Source organism: Microbacterium maritypicum, assembly GCF_041529975.1.
GTDB lineage: Bacteria > Actinomycetota > Actinomycetes > Actinomycetales > Microbacteriaceae > Microbacterium.
This window is the reverse complement of the sequence record NZ_CP168030.1, coordinates 900,923-920,829: the sequence shown is the minus strand read 5'-3', so window position 1 is coordinate 920,829 and position 19,907 is coordinate 900,923. Positions and strand designations below refer to the sequence as shown.

The 19,907-nt window shown below is 67.1% G+C and carries 14 protein-coding genes and 1 tRNA gene; 2 read left to right on the top strand and 13 right to left on the bottom strand.

Annotation, left to right across the window (positions count from 1 at the left end; genetic code table 11):
• Positions 1–18: 18 nt before the first annotated feature.
• From ACCO44_RS04410 to ACCO44_RS04390, 5 genes are all read right to left on the bottom strand, one after another.
• Positions 19–813: an inositol monophosphatase family protein gene (locus ACCO44_RS04410; protein WP_372468583.1), complete on the bottom strand. Its 795-nt coding sequence runs from the start codon at positions 811–813 to the stop codon at positions 19–21.
• On the bottom strand, positions 810–1,796 hold the full coding sequence (locus ACCO44_RS04405) for a hypothetical protein (protein ID WP_372468581.1): 987 nt from the start codon (positions 1,794–1,796) through the stop codon (positions 810–812). The genes ACCO44_RS04410 and ACCO44_RS04405 overlap by 4 nt, the downstream gene beginning before the upstream one ends.
• A 117-nt stretch (positions 1,797–1,913) precedes the next feature.
• Positions 1,914–2,714, bottom strand: coding sequence for an enoyl-CoA hydratase/isomerase family protein (locus ACCO44_RS04400; RefSeq protein ID WP_105712276.1), 801 nt, complete (start codon positions 2,712–2,714; stop codon positions 1,914–1,916).
• 45 nt (positions 2,715–2,759) lie between these two features.
• Positions 2,760–3,251, bottom strand: a complete 492-nt coding sequence (locus tag ACCO44_RS04395; RefSeq protein WP_105712277.1) for an FBP domain-containing protein — start codon at positions 3,249–3,251, stop codon at positions 2,760–2,762.
• A 9-nt stretch (positions 3,252–3,260) separates the two neighbouring features.
• Complete coding sequence (locus ACCO44_RS04390; protein ID WP_372468578.1) at positions 3,261–4,160, bottom strand: bile acid:sodium symporter family protein; 900 nt, start codon at positions 4,158–4,160, stop codon at positions 3,261–3,263.
• A 137-nt stretch (positions 4,161–4,297) separates the two neighbouring features.
• Between ACCO44_RS04390 and ACCO44_RS04385 the strand changes: the two genes are divergently transcribed.
• The gene (locus ACCO44_RS04385; RefSeq protein ID WP_372468576.1) at positions 4,298–4,816 is read left to right on the top strand and encodes a DUF2087 domain-containing protein; all 519 of its coding nucleotides are present in this window, start codon (positions 4,298–4,300) and stop codon (positions 4,814–4,816) included.
• A gap of 21 nt (positions 4,817–4,837) precedes the next feature.
• Here ACCO44_RS04385 and ACCO44_RS04380 read toward each other — a convergent pair whose 3' ends face one another.
• The 3 genes from ACCO44_RS04380 to ACCO44_RS04370 all read right to left on the bottom strand — a co-directional run bounded on the left by ACCO44_RS04380 (position 4,838) and on the right by ACCO44_RS04370 (position 9,488).
• Positions 4,838–6,646, bottom strand: coding sequence for a sigma-70 family RNA polymerase sigma factor (locus ACCO44_RS04380; protein ID WP_372468574.1), 1,809 nt, complete (start codon positions 6,644–6,646; stop codon positions 4,838–4,840).
• 179 nt (positions 6,647–6,825) lie between these two features.
• Positions 6,826–8,646, bottom strand: coding sequence for a VaFE repeat-containing surface-anchored protein (locus tag ACCO44_RS04375; RefSeq protein ID WP_372468572.1), 1,821 nt, complete (start codon positions 8,644–8,646; stop codon positions 6,826–6,828).
• A gap of 47 nt (positions 8,647–8,693) precedes the next feature.
• The gene (locus tag ACCO44_RS04370) at positions 8,694–9,488 is read right to left on the bottom strand and encodes a hypothetical protein (RefSeq protein ID WP_372468570.1); all 795 of its coding nucleotides are present in this window, start codon (positions 9,486–9,488) and stop codon (positions 8,694–8,696) included.
• A gap of 255 nt (positions 9,489–9,743) precedes the next feature.
• On the opposite strand from ACCO44_RS04370, the gene ACCO44_RS04365 reads away from it, so the two are divergent.
• On the top strand, positions 9,744–10,217 hold the full coding sequence (locus ACCO44_RS04365; RefSeq protein WP_029261841.1) for a hypothetical protein: 474 nt from the start codon (positions 9,744–9,746) through the stop codon (positions 10,215–10,217).
• Between the two features lie 91 nt (positions 10,218–10,308).
• Here the strand turns inward: ACCO44_RS04365 and ACCO44_RS04360 are convergent, their stop codons facing one another.
• The 5 genes from ACCO44_RS04360 to ACCO44_RS04340 all read right to left on the bottom strand — a co-directional run bounded on the left by ACCO44_RS04360 (position 10,309) and on the right by ACCO44_RS04340 (position 19,731).
• Positions 10,309–10,782, bottom strand: a complete 474-nt coding sequence (locus ACCO44_RS04360; protein ID WP_372468568.1) for a heme-binding protein — start codon at positions 10,780–10,782, stop codon at positions 10,309–10,311.
• A 202-nt stretch (positions 10,783–10,984) separates the two neighbouring features.
• A tRNA-Tyr gene (locus ACCO44_RS04355) sits at positions 10,985–11,069 on the bottom strand.
• Positions 11,070–11,155: 86 nt separating this feature from the next.
• Positions 11,156–12,085 (bottom strand): PfkB family carbohydrate kinase, encoded by a 930-nt coding sequence (locus tag ACCO44_RS04350; protein WP_372468566.1) that lies wholly within the window; start codon positions 12,083–12,085, stop codon positions 11,156–11,158.
• Positions 12,086–12,271: 186 nt separating this feature from the next.
• The gene (rpoC, locus tag ACCO44_RS04345; protein WP_029261838.1) at positions 12,272–16,147 is read right to left on the bottom strand and encodes a DNA-directed RNA polymerase subunit beta'; all 3,876 of its coding nucleotides are present in this window, start codon (positions 16,145–16,147) and stop codon (positions 12,272–12,274) included.
• Positions 16,148–16,227: 80 nt separating this feature from the next.
• Positions 16,228–19,731, bottom strand: coding sequence for a DNA-directed RNA polymerase subunit beta (locus ACCO44_RS04340; RefSeq protein ID WP_105712378.1), 3,504 nt, complete (start codon positions 19,729–19,731; stop codon positions 16,228–16,230).
• Between the last annotated feature and the right edge of the window lie 176 nt (positions 19,732–19,907).

The window sequence follows — 19,907 nt, the reverse complement described above, 5'->3', positions numbered from 1 at the left end:
GGGAATGCCATGAATCGGTCAGTGTTTCGGGTCGAGGATGTCGAGCAGTCGGGCGTGCACGTCGCGACCTCCGGCCACCAGCATCGGCCGCGTCGACTCGACGTCGACGCGGGACACGCAGCCCCCCGCCTCCGTGATCAGAAGTGCCCCGGCGGCGTGGTCCCACGGGCGGAGCCCCCGCTCGAAGTACCCGTCGAGCCGACCGGCCGCGACGTAGGCGAGGTCGAGCGCCGCAGCACCCATGCGTCGAAGATCGCGCGCCATCGGCATGACGCGCGCCACCGTGGCGAGATCGCCCTCGTGGGTCGCAGGGTCGTAGCCGAACCCGGTGCCCAAGAGTGCACCAGCCGGAGTCTCCTCGGTCACCGCGAGGCGGCTTCCCTCCAACCATGCTCCGTGGCCACGGGCCGCCGTGAAGATCTCCCCGAGCGCGGGCGCGTTGACAGCTGCGGCGAGTGCCACCCAGGTCTCCGGGTCGGGTTCGCCCTGCACCGCGGCGATGCTGACGTTGTACGCCGGGATGCCGTAGGCGTAGTTCACCGTGCCGTCGATCGGATCGACGACCCACGTGATCCCGCTCGCACCCGGCTCAGCCCCCGACTCTTCGCCGAGGAAGCCGTCGTCGGGACGGGCGGCGCGCAGACGCTCTCGGATGAGCGCCTCGACCTCGCGGTCGGCGTCCGTCACGATGTCGGCGAGGGTCGTCTTGGTGGCGGCGAGACGCACCCCGTCACGCCGACGGGCTCGGGCGAGCGCCCCTGCTTCCCGGGCGATCTCGGTCGCGAGTTCGCCGAGCTCGAGTTCGAGCGTCACTGTGCAGGGTGCTGGGGCGCGGGCGGCGGCGGCGGGAACGCCTGCGGTTCGCCCTGCTGCGGGGCCGACGCCTGGCCTCCGGCAGGCGCAGGAGGGACGAGGTGTCCACCCGGAGCGGCGGGCGGCGCGAACTGCGGCGGCACGGGCTGCGGGGGCACGGGCTGCGGCGCGACCGGGAAACTCGACGCGGGCGCGGCAAGCTGCTGCTGCGACGGCGCCGGGGTCGGATATCCGGTGTAGTAGGCGTTCCAGTCGGGCGACGAGTCGGGCAGCGCCGGCAGCGGGGTGACGCCGTCGGCGTAGGTCGGCCACGACGGCGCCGGTGCGACGCCACGAGCGGGCGACGCCTTCTTCTTCGGCGCGAACAGCGCGTTGAGCAGCGGGATGAGCGTGGTGCCGACGGCGACGAGGATCGTGAGCGCGACGACGATCCGCCAGTAGAGCTCGCCGTAGTGGAACGTGTTCGGGAAGGCGAGGAAGAACACGAGCATGCCGACGAGTCCGACCAGGAAGGTGATCGTGACGATGTAGATCACACGGGTGAAGGTCGTGACGTGCCGTTCAGCGGCGGGAGTGAACAGCCGCACATGCAGGAGGGCGAGCTGCAGGATGCCGATGACGAGCAACAGCTGGAAGAAGCGCTCGGCCCCGAAGAACATGCCGTCTTCGGGGAGCCAGATCTTGACGGCTCCGACGAGGAGCGCGACGATCCAGCTCACCATGCTGGCCAGTTGCAACCAGTCGGGGCGATTCGGCGCGAGGCCGGCCTCGAGGATCGCGATCCCCGCGAAGGCCGCCAGGAGCAGGATCGTGAGGAAGGCTCTTCCGATCAGCCCGTCCTGATCCCCAACGAGCACCCAGATGACGCACACGAGCGCCGCGGCGATCAGTGCGCCGATGGCGATCCAGAGGGATCCTCTGATCAGCAGCGACATATTCTTCTTCTCACCCTGCGGCTGCGTGGTGATGTCCGGCTGGGACATGGCGATCCTCTCGTCGAGCGGCGATGCCTTCATCCTGCCACGCGCATCGCCGCAGGCGAGGGCCGAGCGCCGTGCTGAGGAGAAGTCGTCACCCGACGCCGATGCGGGTAGGAGAAGTCAGCCCGACTTCCTCGCGGAGGCGGCAGCGAAGGCCGCGACCCTCGCCTGCGCATCCGGAGTCTCCAGCGCTGCGCCGATCGAGCGCGCCTCCTCCGTCAGCTGCTCGACGAACGAGCGTTCGGGCTGCGAGCGCACGAGCCGCTTCGCCTGTCCGTACGCGTCGGCTGCGCCGGCGAGCCAGAAGCGCGCGATCTCCTCGCCGCGGGCACGCACGGCATCCGCCTCGGCGGCACCGTCGGCGCCTTCCACCGACTCGGCGACGAGCCCCCACTCCACGGCCTCCGATGCCGACAGCAGCCGGTCCTGAAGCACGAGCTGCAACGCGCGACGCTGGCCGACCGCCCTGGCGAGCTGCGCCGACACCGAGAGGTCGGGAGTCAGGCCGATGTTCGCGTACAGGCTGCCGAGCTTGGAACGCGACCCGACGACCGCGTAATCGCTGGAGAGCAGGATGCCGAGGCCTCCGCCGGCCGTGGTGCCGTGCGCGGCGGCGACGACGGGCACCGCAGACTCGGTGAGCGACCGGATACCGGCGTTGATTACCTCGGCGAGCGCGGTGATCTCCGCACCGGATGCACCCATCGTCGTGGCCATGTCGATGACATCGCCGCCGGCACAGAAGGCCGGACCTGCCGCATCGATCAGGATCGCCTGCACGTCGGACCGCGACGTCGCCTCGGCCGTCGCATCCCTCCACGCGTGGGCGAGGTCGGCGTTGAACGCATTGAGGCGAGCAGGACGGTTCAGCGTGAGCCGAGCCATTCCCTCTTCGACGGCGAACAGGATGGCATCACTCATGGCTTCTCCTTCGAGCACAGGACGTGTGGTCCAGCGTAACCGTGATCAGTTCTGCTCCCAGACCTGCGAGACGAAGCTCTCCATCCGACGCCGCGTGCCGTCGAGGCGGAAGTCGACCTGCCCGGGAGTCCGGATCTCGTTGGGCGCGAGCGGGTGCGCCAGACGCACGTTCTCGTGGCACGACAGATCGGCACACATGTAGGTGCCGAACGAGTCCCCTCGTCGCCCCGCCTCTCCCGCGCGCCGTGCGGAGAGGAGTGCGATCTGATTGCCCGGCTGCATGGTGTGGCAGATGTTGCACAGACCCGAGCGTCCGCGCCCCGGCTCGGTGGCACGGAGGACGACGCCGAGAACCCCATCGCCGTGCGGGACCAGCACATAGCCGCGTCGATTGGCGCTCGGATCCTGCCAGGCGAAGAAGTCGAGGTAGTCCCAGTCGACGAGCAGGAAGTCGTGCGGCATCTCCATGGTCCGCAGCTCATCGGCATCCGCATTGACGAACGATGCCCTGACGTCGGCCTCTGTGAGCGGTCGCATCGCTCCAGTCTATGAACGGGAGGCACCCGAGGGCGCCGCAATGCCCTCGGCACCTTCGGATGAGCGATCCCGGATGAGGAAGCCGAACCCGAACGCGATGAAGAACATCAGCACTCCGTAGACGGCGGCGGGGAGGCTCAGCTCCACAGAGCCGAGCACGGACTGCGCGATCACGATCGCCAGCGTCGCGTTGTGGATGCCGATCTCGAACGACGTGGCGATCGCCTGCCGCTTCCCCACCCGCAGCATCCGGGGGACCAGGAACCCGATGGTGAGGCTGATCAGACAGAACAACACCGTGATGAGGGCGAGCTGCGTGAAGTTGGCCACCAGCAGTGTCCAGTTCGAGGCCACCGCGCCCGCGATCACGACGATCAGGATGATCACCGAGGCGATGCGCACCGGCTTGTCCATGCCCGTGGCGAACGTCGGCCAGAAGCGGCGCACGAGCATGCCCAGGGCCACCGGCAGCAGCACGATCGCGAACACCTCGAGCGCCTTCGACCACTGCAGTCCGAGCCGATCGTCGAACGGTTGGAAGTAGGCGATGGCGAAGTTGGTGATGATCGGCAGTGTGATCACCGCGATGACCGAGTTCACCGCGGTGAGCGAGATGTTCAGCGCGATGTCTCCGCGGAACAGATGGCTGTAAAGGTTCGCGGTGGTACCGCCGGGCGATGCGGCCAGCATCATCATGCCGACGGCCAGGATCGGCGGGAGCTGGAACGCCAGCACGAGTCCGAAGCAGATCGCCGGCAGCACGACGAGCTGACAGAGCAGCGCGATGATCACCGCCTTCGGCTGCTTCAGGACTCTCGCGAAGTCGGCGAGAGTGAGGCTGAGGCCGAGACCCAGCATGATGATGCCGAGGGCGACGGGTAATCCGATGGTGGTCAACGCTGATCCCATGGGACTCAGTGTGGCGGATGGAGGGTCTCGGTGTCACCCGTATATCGCGCTGAGATGATCACACGAAGTAGCCTGCAGGAGGTTCCCACGGCTCGCAGCGGGAGCACGAGGCGGCGCTGCGGATGAAAGATGGTGCGATGGAAGACTCGAACGGCTGGCGACCGCTGATCGCGATTCTCGCGAACCCGGAGACGCGCCGGGTCGCCGCCGAGGTGATGCTGGGCAGCAGTCTCGCGTCGGCCACGGAAGGTCTCTCGCCCTCCCGACGCCGACGGGTGACGGAGGCGGTCACGCAGAGCGGGCTCGTCGACGCGGAGACCCAGGCGCTCGCGCCCGACGTGTTCCGAGAGATTCTGGCGTCGGCCACCGTTCCCCGGCGCGAGGGGATCGAACGGTTCACCGACGGAAAGCGCATCCGCCAGTACCCGGCGAACCTCCACGAGCGCGGGGAGCTCCTCGCCTGGGTCGCCCGCGCTGTGTTCTCCGAAGGAGAGGTCGTCACCGAACGCGAGGCGAACAGCAGGCTTTTGCCGTATTCGGAAGATGTCGCCGTGCTCCGCCGTTATCTCGTGGACTACCAGCTCGTGGAACGCCGCTCGGATGGCAGCCGGTACGCGCTCACCGGCAGCGGACCGGTCGTCCCGACGGACGGGTGACAGCAGCCGCCCGGAGCGCCGTCAGGGGTCGACGAGCTCGAACGTCATCTCCTCCGGCCCCGGCCCCCAGGGGTCGAAGATGATGTCGGGATCGTAGACGTCGAGAGGGTGTTCCACCATCGACCCCAGGTAGCCGTCGGAGTCCATCGCTCGGAAGGTGAACCAGTACCAACCGCGGGAGTTCATCCGCAATCGCTTGAGCGCATACCCGGTGTCGTCGAGAGGGATGATCGCCGAGTGCCCCTGCATGGTGGTCACGTAGATCGTTCCGTTCGCCGGCCCCGTGACGGCTATCACCAAGCCTGTGGTGCTCGCCTCATCGACCAGCATGTCTTCCGTGCCGACGATGTTCTCGAAACCCTCGACGACGATGGGCTCGATGGTGAAGGTGCCCGTCGTGGCCGGAGACTGCCCGGTGGCATCGAACGCCCAGGCGCGATAGTCGTACGTGCCGGCGGGGAGCTCCAGAGCGCGCGGGTCGAAGGACCACGCACCGTCGGCGGCGACGACCGGCGTGTACCGCGCACCGTCGACTTCGATCGCGACAGCCGACCCTGGCGTGGCGGTGCCCGCCACCACCGGAGCGAGGTAGCCGGAGGATGCCGCAGGGCTGGTGACCCCCGGGCCGAGGGACGAGCCCGGATTCTCCCCCGGATCCGGCGTCGTCCCCGGCGCCGTTCCCGGCCTCGTGGGGTTGCGCGGTCCGGGGGCATTCGGGTCGTCGACGAGGTCGATGGAGTCGATCGACGGGTCCGAGTTCCAGCGTCCGGTTCGCGGAGGGGACGGGGGCGCGGACGGCGCGGGGGTGGCCACCGTCCCGTCGGGCGCTCCGACGACGGGGGCCGGCGCTCCGACGTGAGGGACGGACGGCGCCGCACTCCACGGCTTGTCGCCCTCCGCGGAGGGCGCGGATACGGCCGGCGTGGCTCCGGGGAGCAGCAGCGAACCGAGTATCAGGGTTCCGGCGGTGAGTACGCCGAGGCCGCCCGCCAGAAGACTCGCAAGACCCGCTCCTGCTCCGGTGGCGATGACCGCGGCCGCCACCGCGGTGCCGGGAGCGAAAGCTCCGGTGGACGGCAGGATGACTCCCAGTGCGCCGAATCCGACGGCGGAGAGGGTGACGCCGTGCAGGCGCTGGGCATCACTGCGAAGGGTGACGAACAGGTCGCCGCACACGTCACATGAGGGCACATGCCCGGCCACTTCCTGCGCCACGACCTCGTCGAGCGGCTCGGTGAGGTGTCGCGGGAGCAGGCGAGCGACATGAGCCTCGTCGTCGCGCAGCGCGAGAGGCACCTGCGACGTGAGCCAGTGCATCTTGAGCCCGGAACGGGCTCGTCGTTGCAGGGCGGATACGGCGTTGGGCTTGATGCCGAGCTCGCGCGCGACCTCCGGGCGGGGGACGTCAGCGACCTCGGTCAGCCACAGCACGCGTTGCCAGCGTTCCGGGAGCTCTTGAAACGCCCCGAGGAACTGCTGGGCGTTCGTCTCCCGCTCGACCAGGCTGAGCGCATCGCGGAAGTCGGCCCGATCGGGCTCGACGGTGTCGTCGATGTGGTCGGCATCCTTGCGCCACCGGATCGCCGTGTTGCGGATCACCGCCTTGAGATACGACCGGAACGCGAACTCGGGCCCCGCGTCCGAGGTCGTCACCTGCTGGTAGATGGCGAGCAGCGCCTCGGAGGCGAGATCCTCCGACCGCGAAGGGAACAGCCGGTGCGCGTAGCGGAGTGCAGCGCCGATGTGTCGCTCCCACAGCACGGCATACGCTGCCTGATCACCGTCCCGAAGCGCACGGAGGAGTTCGGCATCACCGCGAGAATCTTCCACGTCTTCCCTCTCCAGAAGAACGCCCGCTCATCTCCGACGAGCAGCTGACCGTAGACAGATCCAGGCGGTCGGTCCACAACTGAATCTGTGTTCAACGACGGGGCTGGGCTCATATTAGCGGCAGCGGACAGGGCCGCGGAGTGGGGAACTCCGCGACCCTGTCCTGTCCGGGCGCCCGGTCAGGCGACGAGGCGGCGCCGCCTCGTCAGCATCAGAACAGCGCCGGCCAGAACAGCGAGCAGCGCCGCAGCGATGCCCGCGATCGGTGCCGGGGCGCCGGTCGCCGCGAGGTCTCCCTTTCCACCCGGAGCCGGTGTGGTGGGCACACCGGGATCCGCCGCTTCGACCGCGACCGTCTGCGCCGCGTCATCGAGGTCGGTGTGCACCGCGACAGGGTCCCCGGTGACATCCGTGCCGACGAAAAGCCCCTCGAACGCCACCAGCACCGTGCCGGCGGACTCTGCCGTGACACGGAACGACACGTCGACCGAGCCGTCCGGAGCGGTCGGCGTGAACGTGGTCGACCCCGTGATGGCCGTCGGCTCCCCGTTCGCCTTGTCCATCAGCACACCCGTGACCGTGTACTCGGTTCCCGGCGTCAGGTTGCGGTACGCGATCGTGTCGATGAGGGTTCCGCCGCCCGGAGCCAGAACATGGTCCTGGTCAGCGGCATCGACCAGCGATGTTCCGATGAACGGCTCAGGTGCTTCCGGCGCCTGCTCCACCGTGACGGTCTGCGCGAGGTCGTCGATGTCCTTGTGCTCGGCCACCGGGTCTCCGGATGCGTCCGGGCCCTCGAAGAGCTCCTCGAAGGCCACGAGCACGTCTCCGGCGAAGCCCGCCGGCACGACGAGGTTCACACCGACGGAGCCGTTCGCCGTCGTCGGAGTGAACGTCGTCGAACCCGTGATGCCGGTCGGCTGACCGTCGGACTTGCGCACCAGCTCACCCGAGACCGTGTACTCCGTGCCCGGAACCAGGTTCTGGTAGGCGACGGTGTCGATCACCGCTCCCCCGTTCCATCCCAGCACCCGGTCGCCGTCGGCGGCGTCGACCAGCGACGTCCCGATCACCGGCTCCGCTGCACCGGGCTGAGCGGCCCATTCCACGGTCGCCTCCCCGGTCGTCTGCGTCGCCTCGGGTGCCACCAGGATGATCGACTGCGCGTGGTCGTCGGCAGTTGGCGTGCCACCCGGCACGTTCGGCACCGAGACCACCATGCCGGTGCTGCTCGATCCCTCGGCCGCGACCCGAACGGTCGCGCTTCCCGCTGCCGTCGATGCACGCAGGTCCAGATACAGTTCCTGACCGTCGACGACCGCGTCGAGGGCCACTGCCGCCCCGTTCACGTCGGTGACCGCCACGGCGGGATCGACGGAGACGGAGGCCGAGGCCCGGTTGGTGTTCACGACGAACGGTCCGATGAGGGTCCCCGCGACCTGCGCCGCATCCGGCGCCGTCACGGTGGCCATGACCTCGAGATCCTCTGGGGTCAGCCCTGGACTCGCGTTCGCGCCGTTCACGAGGTACCAGTAGGCCGCCTCCGAGTCCGGCGTCTCCCATGGCCACGCGGCATCGAACGTGAGGTCCGTATAGCGCCAGATCGCATACTGCGTGGCCTCGATCGCATCGTTCCGCGAGATCTGCGCGACCCCGGCCGACGCTGCGAGATCTGCGAGGCTCACCGCGGGATAGCTGTGGGCGAGCACCCACAGCACCTTCCCCTGCACGGCAGGATCCACGAAGTAGTTGCTGCCGAGGAAGTCGCCGCCGTCGCCGACAGTGCCTACCCGGCCCGTCTGCGCCGTCACCTGGTTCTCGAGGCAGTACGCCCACAGGTCAGGATCCCCGCTCGGGATCCCCTCAGACCAGATCGGGAAGACCCCCGTACCGCTGTAGCCTTCCTTGCTGCCGATGTAGACGGAGTCCCCCGGGGCGACCTCTGCGGCTGCTGCGGCGCTGACGCCCGCGGGTGCGATGAGCGCACCGAGGACGAGCATCGCCCCTGCGACCCATCCCGTCGACCGAGTCGACCTCCTCGACGGCATCATGCGAGGCAGGCGGGGTTCACCGCGGTGAAGCTGAACGGGCCCACCCAGATGTTCTGGTTCGGCCGATCCGTGCCCGCACGACCCGAGTTGTTGGCGACGAAGGTGAGGTCGAATGCACCGACCGTCGCTGCGGTGACCGCGATGTTGCCTCCCGTGTTGGTGGGAATGACCTCGACGTTCGGGGCGCCGGTGAACGGCCGCCACGGGTTGGCGGCCGTCCCCTGTCCGCGGATCCAGTCGGAGTTGTAGACGCCGGTCCCGGCCCCCGCCGAAAGGTAGACGCGCTCTGCGCCGCCGAGGGCATCGACTGCCTGGAAGCCGTCGATGTCCTTGATCTTGTACGTCAAGTTCTCGACGATGGTTGGCGCGCCATCCAGGGCGAAGCTGAATGTCACCCGCTCGCCTCCGCCGATGTTGTTGAGGTTGACGGTGTCGAGCGACAACCGCACGCTGGGCAGCGACTCATTGCCCTGCGTGCTGGAATCCAGAACGAAGTTGTTCGTCGTGTTGATGGTCATGTTGGCCGCCCCGTTGGGCACGGCGTTGAGCGTGAGCGTGAAGTCCTTGCCGTCACCGAAGAGGTCGGTCCACGTGAACACGGACGAGGTGGCGCTCAGCCGTGTGTACGTGGCGGTGCTCGTGCTGACCGTCGCCGTGCAGTTCGTCGTCGATGCAGCCGCCAGTGGTGTGGCCACGGCGGCGGCGATCACGGGCAGCGACCATGCTGCTCCCTTCACGATCGTCCTGCGCGACATGCCGCGCCCCGGGACTGCTACCTCGTTCTCATTCATCTGTTCCGAATCCCCTCGATTGGACGCCGATGCCTCCGGTGTGGACGCCTGTGCGTCGATACACCTACAAGGAGTCAGACGGCCTCCGAAAGTGACGCGAGGTGGAGAAGAAAGAGCCGAAAAGGCGGAGAACGTGACGCGAATCCACTTTCCTGACCCCCTCGCGTCACCTCCGAGTGCATTCCGACTCCTTACCGAGGGACGACAGAGAGCCCACGGAACAGAGGGCTCGACAGAGCCGGACAAGGAACGAACATGCAGGAAGAACTCGACACCCACGGCCTCTCCCGCCGGACGCTCGTCAAGGGGGCGGCGTGGTCGGTGCCGGTCGTCGCTGTCGCGGTCGCCACTCCCCTGGCCGCGGCCTCCACCACGGCACCGCCCGCCACCTTCTGGGCGACGGGAGCAACCGTGAGCGTCGTGAGCGGCAACGTCACCAACTTCACGGTGGAGGGCAGCGACGCGGACGGGAACCTCGCGCTGCTTCCCGCCGGCACGAGCGTGACGATCGTGCCCGACCCTGGCGTCACCCTGGCAGTCACCAACGCCATCGGCATCGTGGTGACGACGAACCCTGACGGCTCGATCACGGGCATCATCACCGCGAACGACATCACCAACATCCGCATCCAGTTCCGCCCCACGGGTGCGTCCGGTTCCGGCTACGCGATCACGACCAACATCGACATCGACCCGTTCACCGAGACGATCGACGTCACGCTGCGCTGATCCGATCACGAAGAGATGGCCGGCCCGCCGATGCGGGCCGGCCATCTGCGTCACACCGCCCGAGCATTGACCGGCAGCCGGGCCGGAGGCGCTATCCCGCGAGGAGTCCGAGCCCGCGGATGCCGTCGACGACGTTGTCGTGGTCCTGCGCAGACGGCAACCCCGACATCGTCGCGACCGCGACGACACCCACACCCTCCACGCGGATGGGGACAGCACCGCCGGCGACGGCGTAGACGGCGGGATCGAGCCACCCGGGTTCGTACATGTCGCGCCCGCCGTTCTCGATCCGTGCCTCCAGCAGCGCGGTGCTGGTGTCGAAGCGGAGGGCCGTCGCGGCCTTCTTCTCCACCCAGGAATCGTTATCGGCGGTCGCGCCCGGCAGCGACGCGTGGAACAGGATCCCGGACGAGGTGCGCACGTCGACGGCGACCGGATGACCAGCTGCGAGTGCCCGTTCTGCGATGGCACGCCCGAGCTCCCACGCGTCTTTGCGGTCGAACCGGCGCAGGACGAGTTCGACGTGCTCGTTCTCCAGCTGGGCGAGCCTTGCGTCATCGACCATCGGTGCTGCCTCTCGTAGGTGGTTCGAGTGAGACTGTAGCGGGCGAGGGCAGAATTCGAGGACTCCGTCGGCGGCTGGGCACGGGACCGAGGGCGCGGTCCCCCGTCGCGTCCTCTCGCCGAGACGATCGGATCAAGCCGAAAGGCCGCTGACTCGAGTCAGCGGCCTTTCGAAACGTCCTGGTCGGGTCCGAGGACCTCCGTGGTGGCGAGTGAGGGATTCGAACCCCCGAATGCTGAGCAGTCTGATTTACAGTCAGATCCCTTTGGCCGCTTGGGTAACTCGCCAGAGCGCACCCGTCCGACTTGAACAGCCAACCGGGGGCACGAAAGATAAGCATACCTGCCCGAGCCGGGTCGAAGAAATCGAACCGTCAGCTGCCGTGGACCCCGCGCTGAGCGTCCGCCAACGACTCCGGAGTCCGCAGCAGACCGCCCTCCGCGCGACACGTCGCAGCCGCGATGTGCATGGCGCGGAGGAGGAGCACACGCCACTCCCTCAGCTCGGTCGGGGACGTGGACACCAGCCCAGCGGCAACGGCTGCGAGCGTCGCATCTCCTGCGCCGACCGTGTCGATCACGTCACCGGCGAGCGGGGTGATCGGCGCGGAGGCGATGCCCGCTTCCGTGTCGAGCGTCGCGCCGGCAGCACCTGCGGTCGCCAGCACCGCAGCGGCACCGATCTCGCGAAGCCGCACTCGCAGCGCGTCGAGATCGCCATCGTAGAGGAGCGCGGCATCGTCGGCGCCGACCTTGACGATGACTGCCGATGCGGCGATCCGTTCGAACCCTCGGACGAACTCGGCCCGATCGTGCAGCATCCCGAGACGTGGATTGGGGTCCACGGCGACACGGGCATCAGCGAGGGCACCGACGAGAGCATCCACCTCGCTCGGCACGTCGAAGGGGAAGCAGCTGATCGCGACGAGCCCGGCATCCGCGATCGCCTCGCGCGCCTCGTCCGAGTAACGGATGCTGCGCTGCCGGGCCGCCTCGTTGAACACGTACTCCGGTTCACCGTTCGCCGCCCGCCGCACGATCGCGCGTGAAGACCCGAGGGGTGCCTCGCTCGAGATCAGACGCACGCCGTGATCGGAGAGGTACTCGCGGATGTGCGCGCCGGCCTCATCGTCACCCACCATGGCGATCAGAGTCGTCTCGATGCCGAGCCGACGCAGGCCCACGGCGACGTTCAGCGCGGCGCCGCCGACCAGTTCACGCACCCCCGCGGCATCGTGGATCTCGTCGATCAAGGCATCGCCGATCACGACCACGGACCGAGCGGAAGATGTCTCGTTGCTCACCCGCCGACATTACCGCGCCCGCTTCCCCGCCACCCCGCCGTCGAGTGCACGGCCTCGTGTCGAGCGCACGGCTCGTCCACGCGAACTCGCCGTGCGCTCGGCAGCAAACCGTGCACTCGGCGGATGGCAGCGCGCACGAAGAAGGCCCCGGGGCGAACCCCGGGGCCTTCCTCAATCACTCAGTACTCAGTTATACGTACCGGGGGTGATGTCGTCCGTCGAGAACGCGTCGAAGTCGACGTATCCGAAGTCGCCGTCGGCGTACGCGCCGTCGGATGCGAAGATCCGGTTCGGGTAACGCTCGCTCTTGGCTTCCTCGGTGGCCTCGACCGTGACGTCGCGGTACTTCGAGAGACCGGTTCCGGCGGGGATGAGCTTACCGATGATGACGTTCTCCTTGAGACCGACCAGCGGGTCGCGCTTGCCCTGCATCGCAGCCTCGGTGAGCACGCGGGTCGTCTCCTGGAAGGAGGCGGCCGACAGCCACGACTCGGTCGCGAGCGACGCCTTCGTGATACCCATCAGCTCCGGTCGGCCCGACGCGGGGCGCTTGCCCTCTGCCACGGTCTCGCGGTTGATCGACTGGTAGCGCTTGAGGTCGACCATCTCACCCGGCAGCAGGTTCGTGTCGGCGTGATCGACGACAGTGACCTTGCGGAGCATCTGACGGACGATGACCTCGATGTGCTTGTCGTGGATCGGCACACCCTGCGAGCGGTACACGCCCTGGACGCCGCCGACGAGGTAACGCTGCACCTCGCGAGCACCCATGACGCGCATGATCTCCTTGGGGTCGAGCGTGCCCACCAGGATCGGCTGACCGACCGTGACGTGCTGCCCGTCCTCGACGAGAAGCGTCGCACGCTTCAGCACCGGGTAGATGACCGGCTCTTCACCGCTGTCGGGCGTGAGGATGACCTTCTTGCCCTTGTCGGTCTCGTCGATCGCGATGCGGCCATCGGCCTCGGCGATCGGCGACGCGCCCTTGGGGGTACGCGCCTCGAAGAGCTCCTGCACGCGGGGAAGACCCTGCGTGATGTCGTCCGCCGATGCCGAACCACCCGTGTGGAAGGTACGCATCGTCAGCTGGGTACCGGGCTCACCGATCGACTGGGCCGCGATGATACCGACGGCCTCGCCGATGTCGACGGTCTTACCCGTCGCGAGCGAACGGCCGTAGCACTGCGCGCAGACACCGACGGCGGAGTCGCAGGTCAGGACCGAGCGCACCTTGATGGTCTCGACGCCCAGAGCGACCAGCTTGTCGATCAGCACGTCACCCACGTCGTCACCGGCAGAGGCGAGGACCTCGCCCTTGCTGTCGACCACGTCGGAGGCCAGCGTACGAGCGAACACCGAGTTCTCGACGTTCGCGTCGCGCACCAGCTCGCCCTGCGAGTTCGGAGCGGCGATCGGGAGCTCGAGGCCCTTCGACGTGCCGCAGTCCTCTTCGCGGATGATGACGTCCTGCGAGACATCCACCAGACGACGGGTCAGGTAACCCGAGTCGGCGGTACGCAGAGCGGTGTCGGCCAGACCCTTACGGGTACCGTGCGTCGCGATGAAGTACTCCGCAACCGACAGACCCTCGCGGTACGAGGAGATGATCGGACGCGGGATGATCTCACCCTTGGGGTTGTTCACGAGACCACGCATACCGGCGATGTTCCGGATCTGCAGCCAGTTACCACGGGCGCCCGAGGACACCATGCGGTTGATGGTGTTGTCCTCCGGGAAGTTCGCCTTCATCGCGGCCTGGACCTCGTCGGTCGCCTCGGTCCAGATCTTGATGAGCTCCTGGCGACGCTCGGAGTCGGTCGTCAGACCCTTCTCATACTGCGACTGGACCTTCGCGGCCTGCTTCTCGTAGCCGGCGACGATCTCCGCCTTGTTCGGCGGGGTGAGGATGTCGCTCAGGGCGACGGTCACACCGGAGCGCGTGGCCCAGTAGAAGCCGGCGTCCTTGATGCGGTCCAGCGATGCAGCGGTCTCGACCTTGGGGTACTCCTCGGCCAGCTTGTTGACGATCTGCGACAGCTTGTTCTTGTCAGCCTGCTCGCGGACGAACGGGTAGCCCTTCGGCAGCGTGTCGTTGAAGATCGCCTGACCCAGCGAGGCGTCCACGAGACCGTGGCGCTCGTAGCCCTCGGGAGCTTCGCCCTCGAGGAAGGTCAGACCCGGGATGCGGATGCGGATCTTCGCCTGGAGGTCGAGGGTGCCCTCGTCCTTGGCCAGGATCGCCTCGCCCACCGAACCGAATGCACGGCCCTCACCGGCTGCGCCCTCCTTGACCGTGGTCAGGTGGTGCAGACCGATGATCATGTCCTGCGAAGGCAGGGTGACCGGGCGTCCGTCGGACGGCTTCAGGATGTTGTTCGACGCGAGCATCAGCACGCGGGCCTCGGCCTGAGCCTCGACCGACAGCGGCAGGTGCACAGCCATCTGGTCACCGTCGAAGTCGGCGTTGAACGCCGCGCAGACGAGCGGGTGCAGCTGGATGGCCTTGCCCTCGACGAGCTGCGGCTCGAACGCCTGGATGCCGAGGCGGTGCAGCGTGGGTGCACGGTTCAGCAGAACCGGACGCTCACGGATGATCTCCTCGAGCACGTCCCAGACCTCGGGACGGGTGCGCTCGACCGCGCGCTTGGCGGCCTTGATGTTCTGCGAGTGACCGAGGTCGATCAGACGCTTGATGACGAACGGCTTGAAGAGCTCCAGAGCCATCTGCTTGGGCAGACCACACTGGTGCAGCTTCAGCTGCGGGCCGACGATGATGACCGAACGGCCGGAGTAGTCGACGCGCTTGCCGAGCAGGTTCTGACGGAAGCGACCCTGCTTACCCTTCAGCATGTCGCTGAGGGACTTCAGGGCACGGTTTCCGGTACCGGTGACGGGACGACCACGGCGACCGTTGTCGAACAGTGCGTCGACGGCCTCCTGCAGCATGCGCTTCTCGTTGTTGACGATGATCTCGGGAGCACCGAGGTCGATCAGACGACGAAGACGGTTGTTGCGGTTGATGACGCGGCGGTACAGGTCGTTCAGGTCGGAGGTGGCGAAACGGCCACCGTCGAGCTGGACCATCGGGCGCAGCTCCGGCGGGATGACCGGGACGACGTCGAGGACCATCGCGGCCGGGCTCATGCCGGTCTCGAGGAACGAGCTGACGACCTTGAGGCGCTTGATCGCACGGATCTTGCGCTGGCCCTTGCCCTCGGAGATCTGCAGACGCAGGTTCTCCGCCTCGGCGACCAGGTCGAACGCCGCGAGGCGACGCTGGATCGACTCGGCGCCCATGTAGGCCTCGAAGTACTGACCGAAGCGGTCCTGCAGCTCGTGGAAGACGTCGTCCTCCGGGCGCAGTGCGCCGACCTCGAGGGTGCGGAAGTCTTCCCACACGCGCTCGAGCTTGGCGATCTGCTCGTCGGCACCCTTGCGGATGAGGGACATCTCCTTCTCGGCGGCGTCCTTCACCTTCTTCTTGGCGTCGGCCTTGGCACCCTCTGCCTCGAGAGCAGCGAGCTCCTCCTCCAGCTTGGCCAGGCGCTCCGCGATCTTGGAGTCGCGGCGGTCGCCGAGCGTCTTCAGCTCGAGGCGGATGTTGTTCTCCTGCGTGCCCAGGTCGCGGTGACGAGCATCCTCGTCGACCGAGATGACCATGTAGGCGGCGAAGTAGATGACCTTCTCGAGGTCCTTCGGCGCCATGTCGAGCAGGTAGCCGAGACGCGAGGGCACACCCTTGAAGTACCAGATGTGGGTGACGGGAGCGGCGAGCTCGATGTGACCCATGCGCTCGCGACGGACGGAGCTCTTGGTGACCTCCACGCCGCAGCGCTCGCAGACGATGCCCTTGAAGCGGACACGCTTGTACTTGCCGCAGGCGCACTCCCAGTCGCGGGACGGGCCGAAGATCTGTTCTCCGAAGAGACCATCCTTCTCCGGCTTCAGGGTGCGGTAGTTGATGGTTTCGGGCTTCTTGACCTCACCGTACGACCACGCGCGGATGTGGTCCGCGGTGGCCAGGCCGATGCGAAGCTCATCGAAAGTGTTTGACTCGAGCACTGATTCTCCTGTGTCGGAATTCTTTTTGAGAAGTCTGCTGGGGTGTGCTCGGGAGCGGGGCTCCCGAGCACACCAGCGGATTAGATCTCGTCGATCGAGGCGGCCTCGAAGCGGCTGGAGATGTTGATACCGAGTTCCTCTGCGGCGCGGAACGCCTCATCGTCGGTGTCGCGGAGGTTGACCAGCGTGCCGTCGGCCGAGAGGACCTCGACGTTCAGGCAGAGCGACTGCATCTCCTTCATGAGCACCTTGAAGGACTCGGGGATGCCGGGCTCCTGGATGTTCTCGCCCTTGACGATCGCCTCGTACACCTTGACGCGGCCGAGGATGTCGTCGGACTTGATCGTGAGGAGCTCCTGGAGCGCGTACGCGGCGCCGTAGGCCTCGAGGGCCCACACCTCCATCTCACCGAAGCGCTGTCCACCGAACTGCGCCTTACCACCGAGCGGCTGCTGGGTGATCATCGAGTACGGACCCGTGGAACGTGCGTGGATCTTGTCGTCGACCAGGTGGTGCAGCTTCAGGATGTACATGTAGCCCACGGAGATCGGAGCCGGGAACGGCTCACCCGAGCGGCCGTCGAACATCTGGGCCTTTCCGGTGGAGTCGATCAGACGGACACCGTCGCGGGTCGGGGTGGTCACGTCGAGGAGACCGGCGATCTCCTCCTCGCTCGCACCGTCGAACACCGGGGTGGCGACCTTCGTACCGGGAGCCGCCTCGAAGGCCTGCTCCGGCAGACGAGCCGCCCACTCCGGGGTGCCCTCGACCTTCCAGCCCTGCTTCGCGATCCACCCGAGGTGGGTCTCGAGGACCTGACCGAAGTTCATTCGACCCGGGATACCGAGCGGGTTCAGCACGATGTCGACCGGGGTGCCGTCCGCCATGAACGGCATGTCCTCGATCGGGAGGATCTTCGCGATGACACCCTTGTTGCCGTGACGGCCGGCGAGCTTGTCACCCTCGGTGATCTTGCGCTTCTGGGCGATGTAGACCACGACGCGGCGGTTCACGCCGGAGCCGAGCTCGTCGTCGCCGTCTTCGGCGTTGAACTCCTTGACGGCGATGATCGTGCCCTGCTCACCGTGGGGCACCTTCAGCGAGGTGTCACGGACTTCGCGGCTCTTCTCGTTGAAGATCGCGCGGAGCAGACGCTCCTCGGCCGACAGCTCGGTCTCACCCTTCGGCGTGACCTTGCCGACGAGGATGTCGCCGGGACGGACCTCGGCGCCGATGCGGATGATGCCGCGCTCGTCGAGGTCCTTCAGCAGCTCCGGGCTGACGTTGGGGAGGTCACGGGTGATCTCCTCCTTGCCGAGCTTGGTGTCGCGAGCATCGACCTCGTACTCCTCGATGTGGATCGACGAGAGGGTGTCGTCCTTCACCAGGTCCTGGCTCAGGATGATCGCGTCCTCGAAGTTGTAGCCCTCCCACGTCATGAACGCGACGAGGAGGTTCTTTCCGAGGGCCAGCTCGCCGTTCTCGGTGGCGGGGCCATCGGCGATGACCTCTCCGACCTCGACGCGCTCACCGGCGTTGACGACGACCTTCTGGTTGTACGACGTGCCCTGGTTGGAGCGGTCGAACTTGCGCAGGTGGTACTCCTGCGTTCCGCCCTCGTCGAGCATGACGACGACGCGGTCTGCGGAGACCTCGGACACGACACCGGCCTTGTCGGCGGTGAGCACGTCACCGGCGTCGATGGCCGTGTAGCCCTCCATACCGGTTCCGACGAGCGGCGAGTCGCTGCGGAGCAGCGGCACAGCCTGACGCTGCATGTTGGCACCCATGAGGGCGCGCTGTGCGTCGTCGTGCTCGAGGAAGGGGACGAGCGAGGTCGCGACCGAGACCATCTGGCGCGGGGAGACGTCGATGTAGCCGATCTCCTCGGGGACGAACAGGTCGACCTCGCCGCTGCCGCCCTTGGGGCGTGCCAGGACGTGGCTCTCGCGGAAGCGACCCTTGGCATCGAGCGGGGCGTTGGCCTGCGCGATGTTGAAGTCGACCTCTTCGGACGCGGTGAGGTAGTCGATCTGGTCGGTGACGACGCCACCCTCGACCTTGCGGTACGGGGTCTCGATGAAACCGAACGAGTTGATGCGCGCGAACGTCGCGAGAGCACCGATCAGACCGATGTTCGGGCCTTCAGGCGTCTCGATGGGGCACATGCGGCCGTAGTGCGACGGGTGGACGTCACGGACCTCGACGCCGGCGCGGTCACGCGAGAGACCACCGGGGCCGAGCGCGGAGAGACGACGCTTGTTCGTCAGACCCGCGAGCGGGTTGTTCTGGTCCATGAACTGCGACAGCTGCGACGTTCCGAAGAACTCCTTGATCGCGGCGACGACGGGGCGCACGTTGATCAGGGTCTGCGGCGTGATGGCCTCGATGTCCTGCGTGGTCATGCGCTCGCGGACGACGCGCTCCATGCGGGACAGACCGGTGCGGACCTGGTTCTGGATCAGCTCGCCGACCGCGCGGATGCGACGGTTGCCGAAGTTGTCGATGTCGTCGGTCGCGAGACGGATCTCGGCCTTCTTGCCACCGCGGATGCCCGTGAAGGTCTCCTCGGTGCCTGCGTGCAGGCGGACGAGGTATTTGATCGTGGCCACGATGTCCTCGACGGTGAGCACCGACGAGTTCAGCGGCTGGTCCAGGCCCAGCTTGTGGTTGATCTTGTAGCGACCGACCTTGGCCAGGTCGTAGCGCTTCGGGTTGAAGTAGAAGTTGTCGAGGAGCGCACGGGCTGCCTCGGCGGCCACCTGCTCGCCCGGACGGAGCTTGCGGTAGATGTCGCGGAGCGCATCTTCCTTCGTGACGATCGTGTCCTTCGCGAGCGTCTCCTCGATCGAGGTGTAGCCGGCGAACTCGGCGAGGATCTCCTCGCTGGTCATGCCCAGCGCCTTGAGGAAGACCGTGACCGACTGCTTGCGCTTGCGGTCGACGCGCACGCCGACCTGGTCGCGCTTGTCGATCTCGAACTCGAGCCATGCACCACGGCTCGGGATGACGCGAGCCGACACGATGTCCTTGTCACTCGTCTTGTCGGGGGTCTTGTCGAAGTAGACACCCGGCGAGCGCACGAGCTGCGAGACGACGACGCGCTCGGAGCCGTTGATGATGAACGTGCCCTTGTCGGTCTGGAGCGGGAAGTCGCCCATGAAGACCGTCTGGGTCTTGATCTCACCCGTGAGGTGGTTCATGAACTCGGCCTCGACGTACAGCGGAGCGGCGTAGGTCTTGCCACGCTCCTTGCACTCCTCGATCGAGTACTTCTCCGGCTCGAGGTACGGGTTCGTGAACGACAGCTGCATCGTCTCGCCGAGGTCCTCGATCGGAGAGATCTCCTCGAAGATCTCGCCGAGACCGCTGTTCTCGTTGACGTCGGTGCGACCCTGCTTCTTGGCCTCGGCGACGCGCGCCTTCCAGGCGTCGTTTCCGACCAGCCAACCGAAGGACTCGGTCTGCAGGGCAAGAAGGTCTGGGACAGTCAGCGTGTCGGAGATCTTGGCGAACGAAAGACGGGAAGCTCCGCGTCCGTTCTTGGTGGTGGTGGATGTGGATGCGTTGCGAGCAGCAGCCAAGGGAATAACCTCCGTGAGCCCCGCAGGGCTTCTCGATTCCTTTGTCGTCAGGTGGAGTGTGCGCCCGGGAACTCAACAGATGCCGACCACCATATGAGGGCAGGGAGAAGCGAGCGCAACTACCAACTATACGCACGATTGTGCGACATGGCAAGCGGAGTCCTTGACCAATCTCG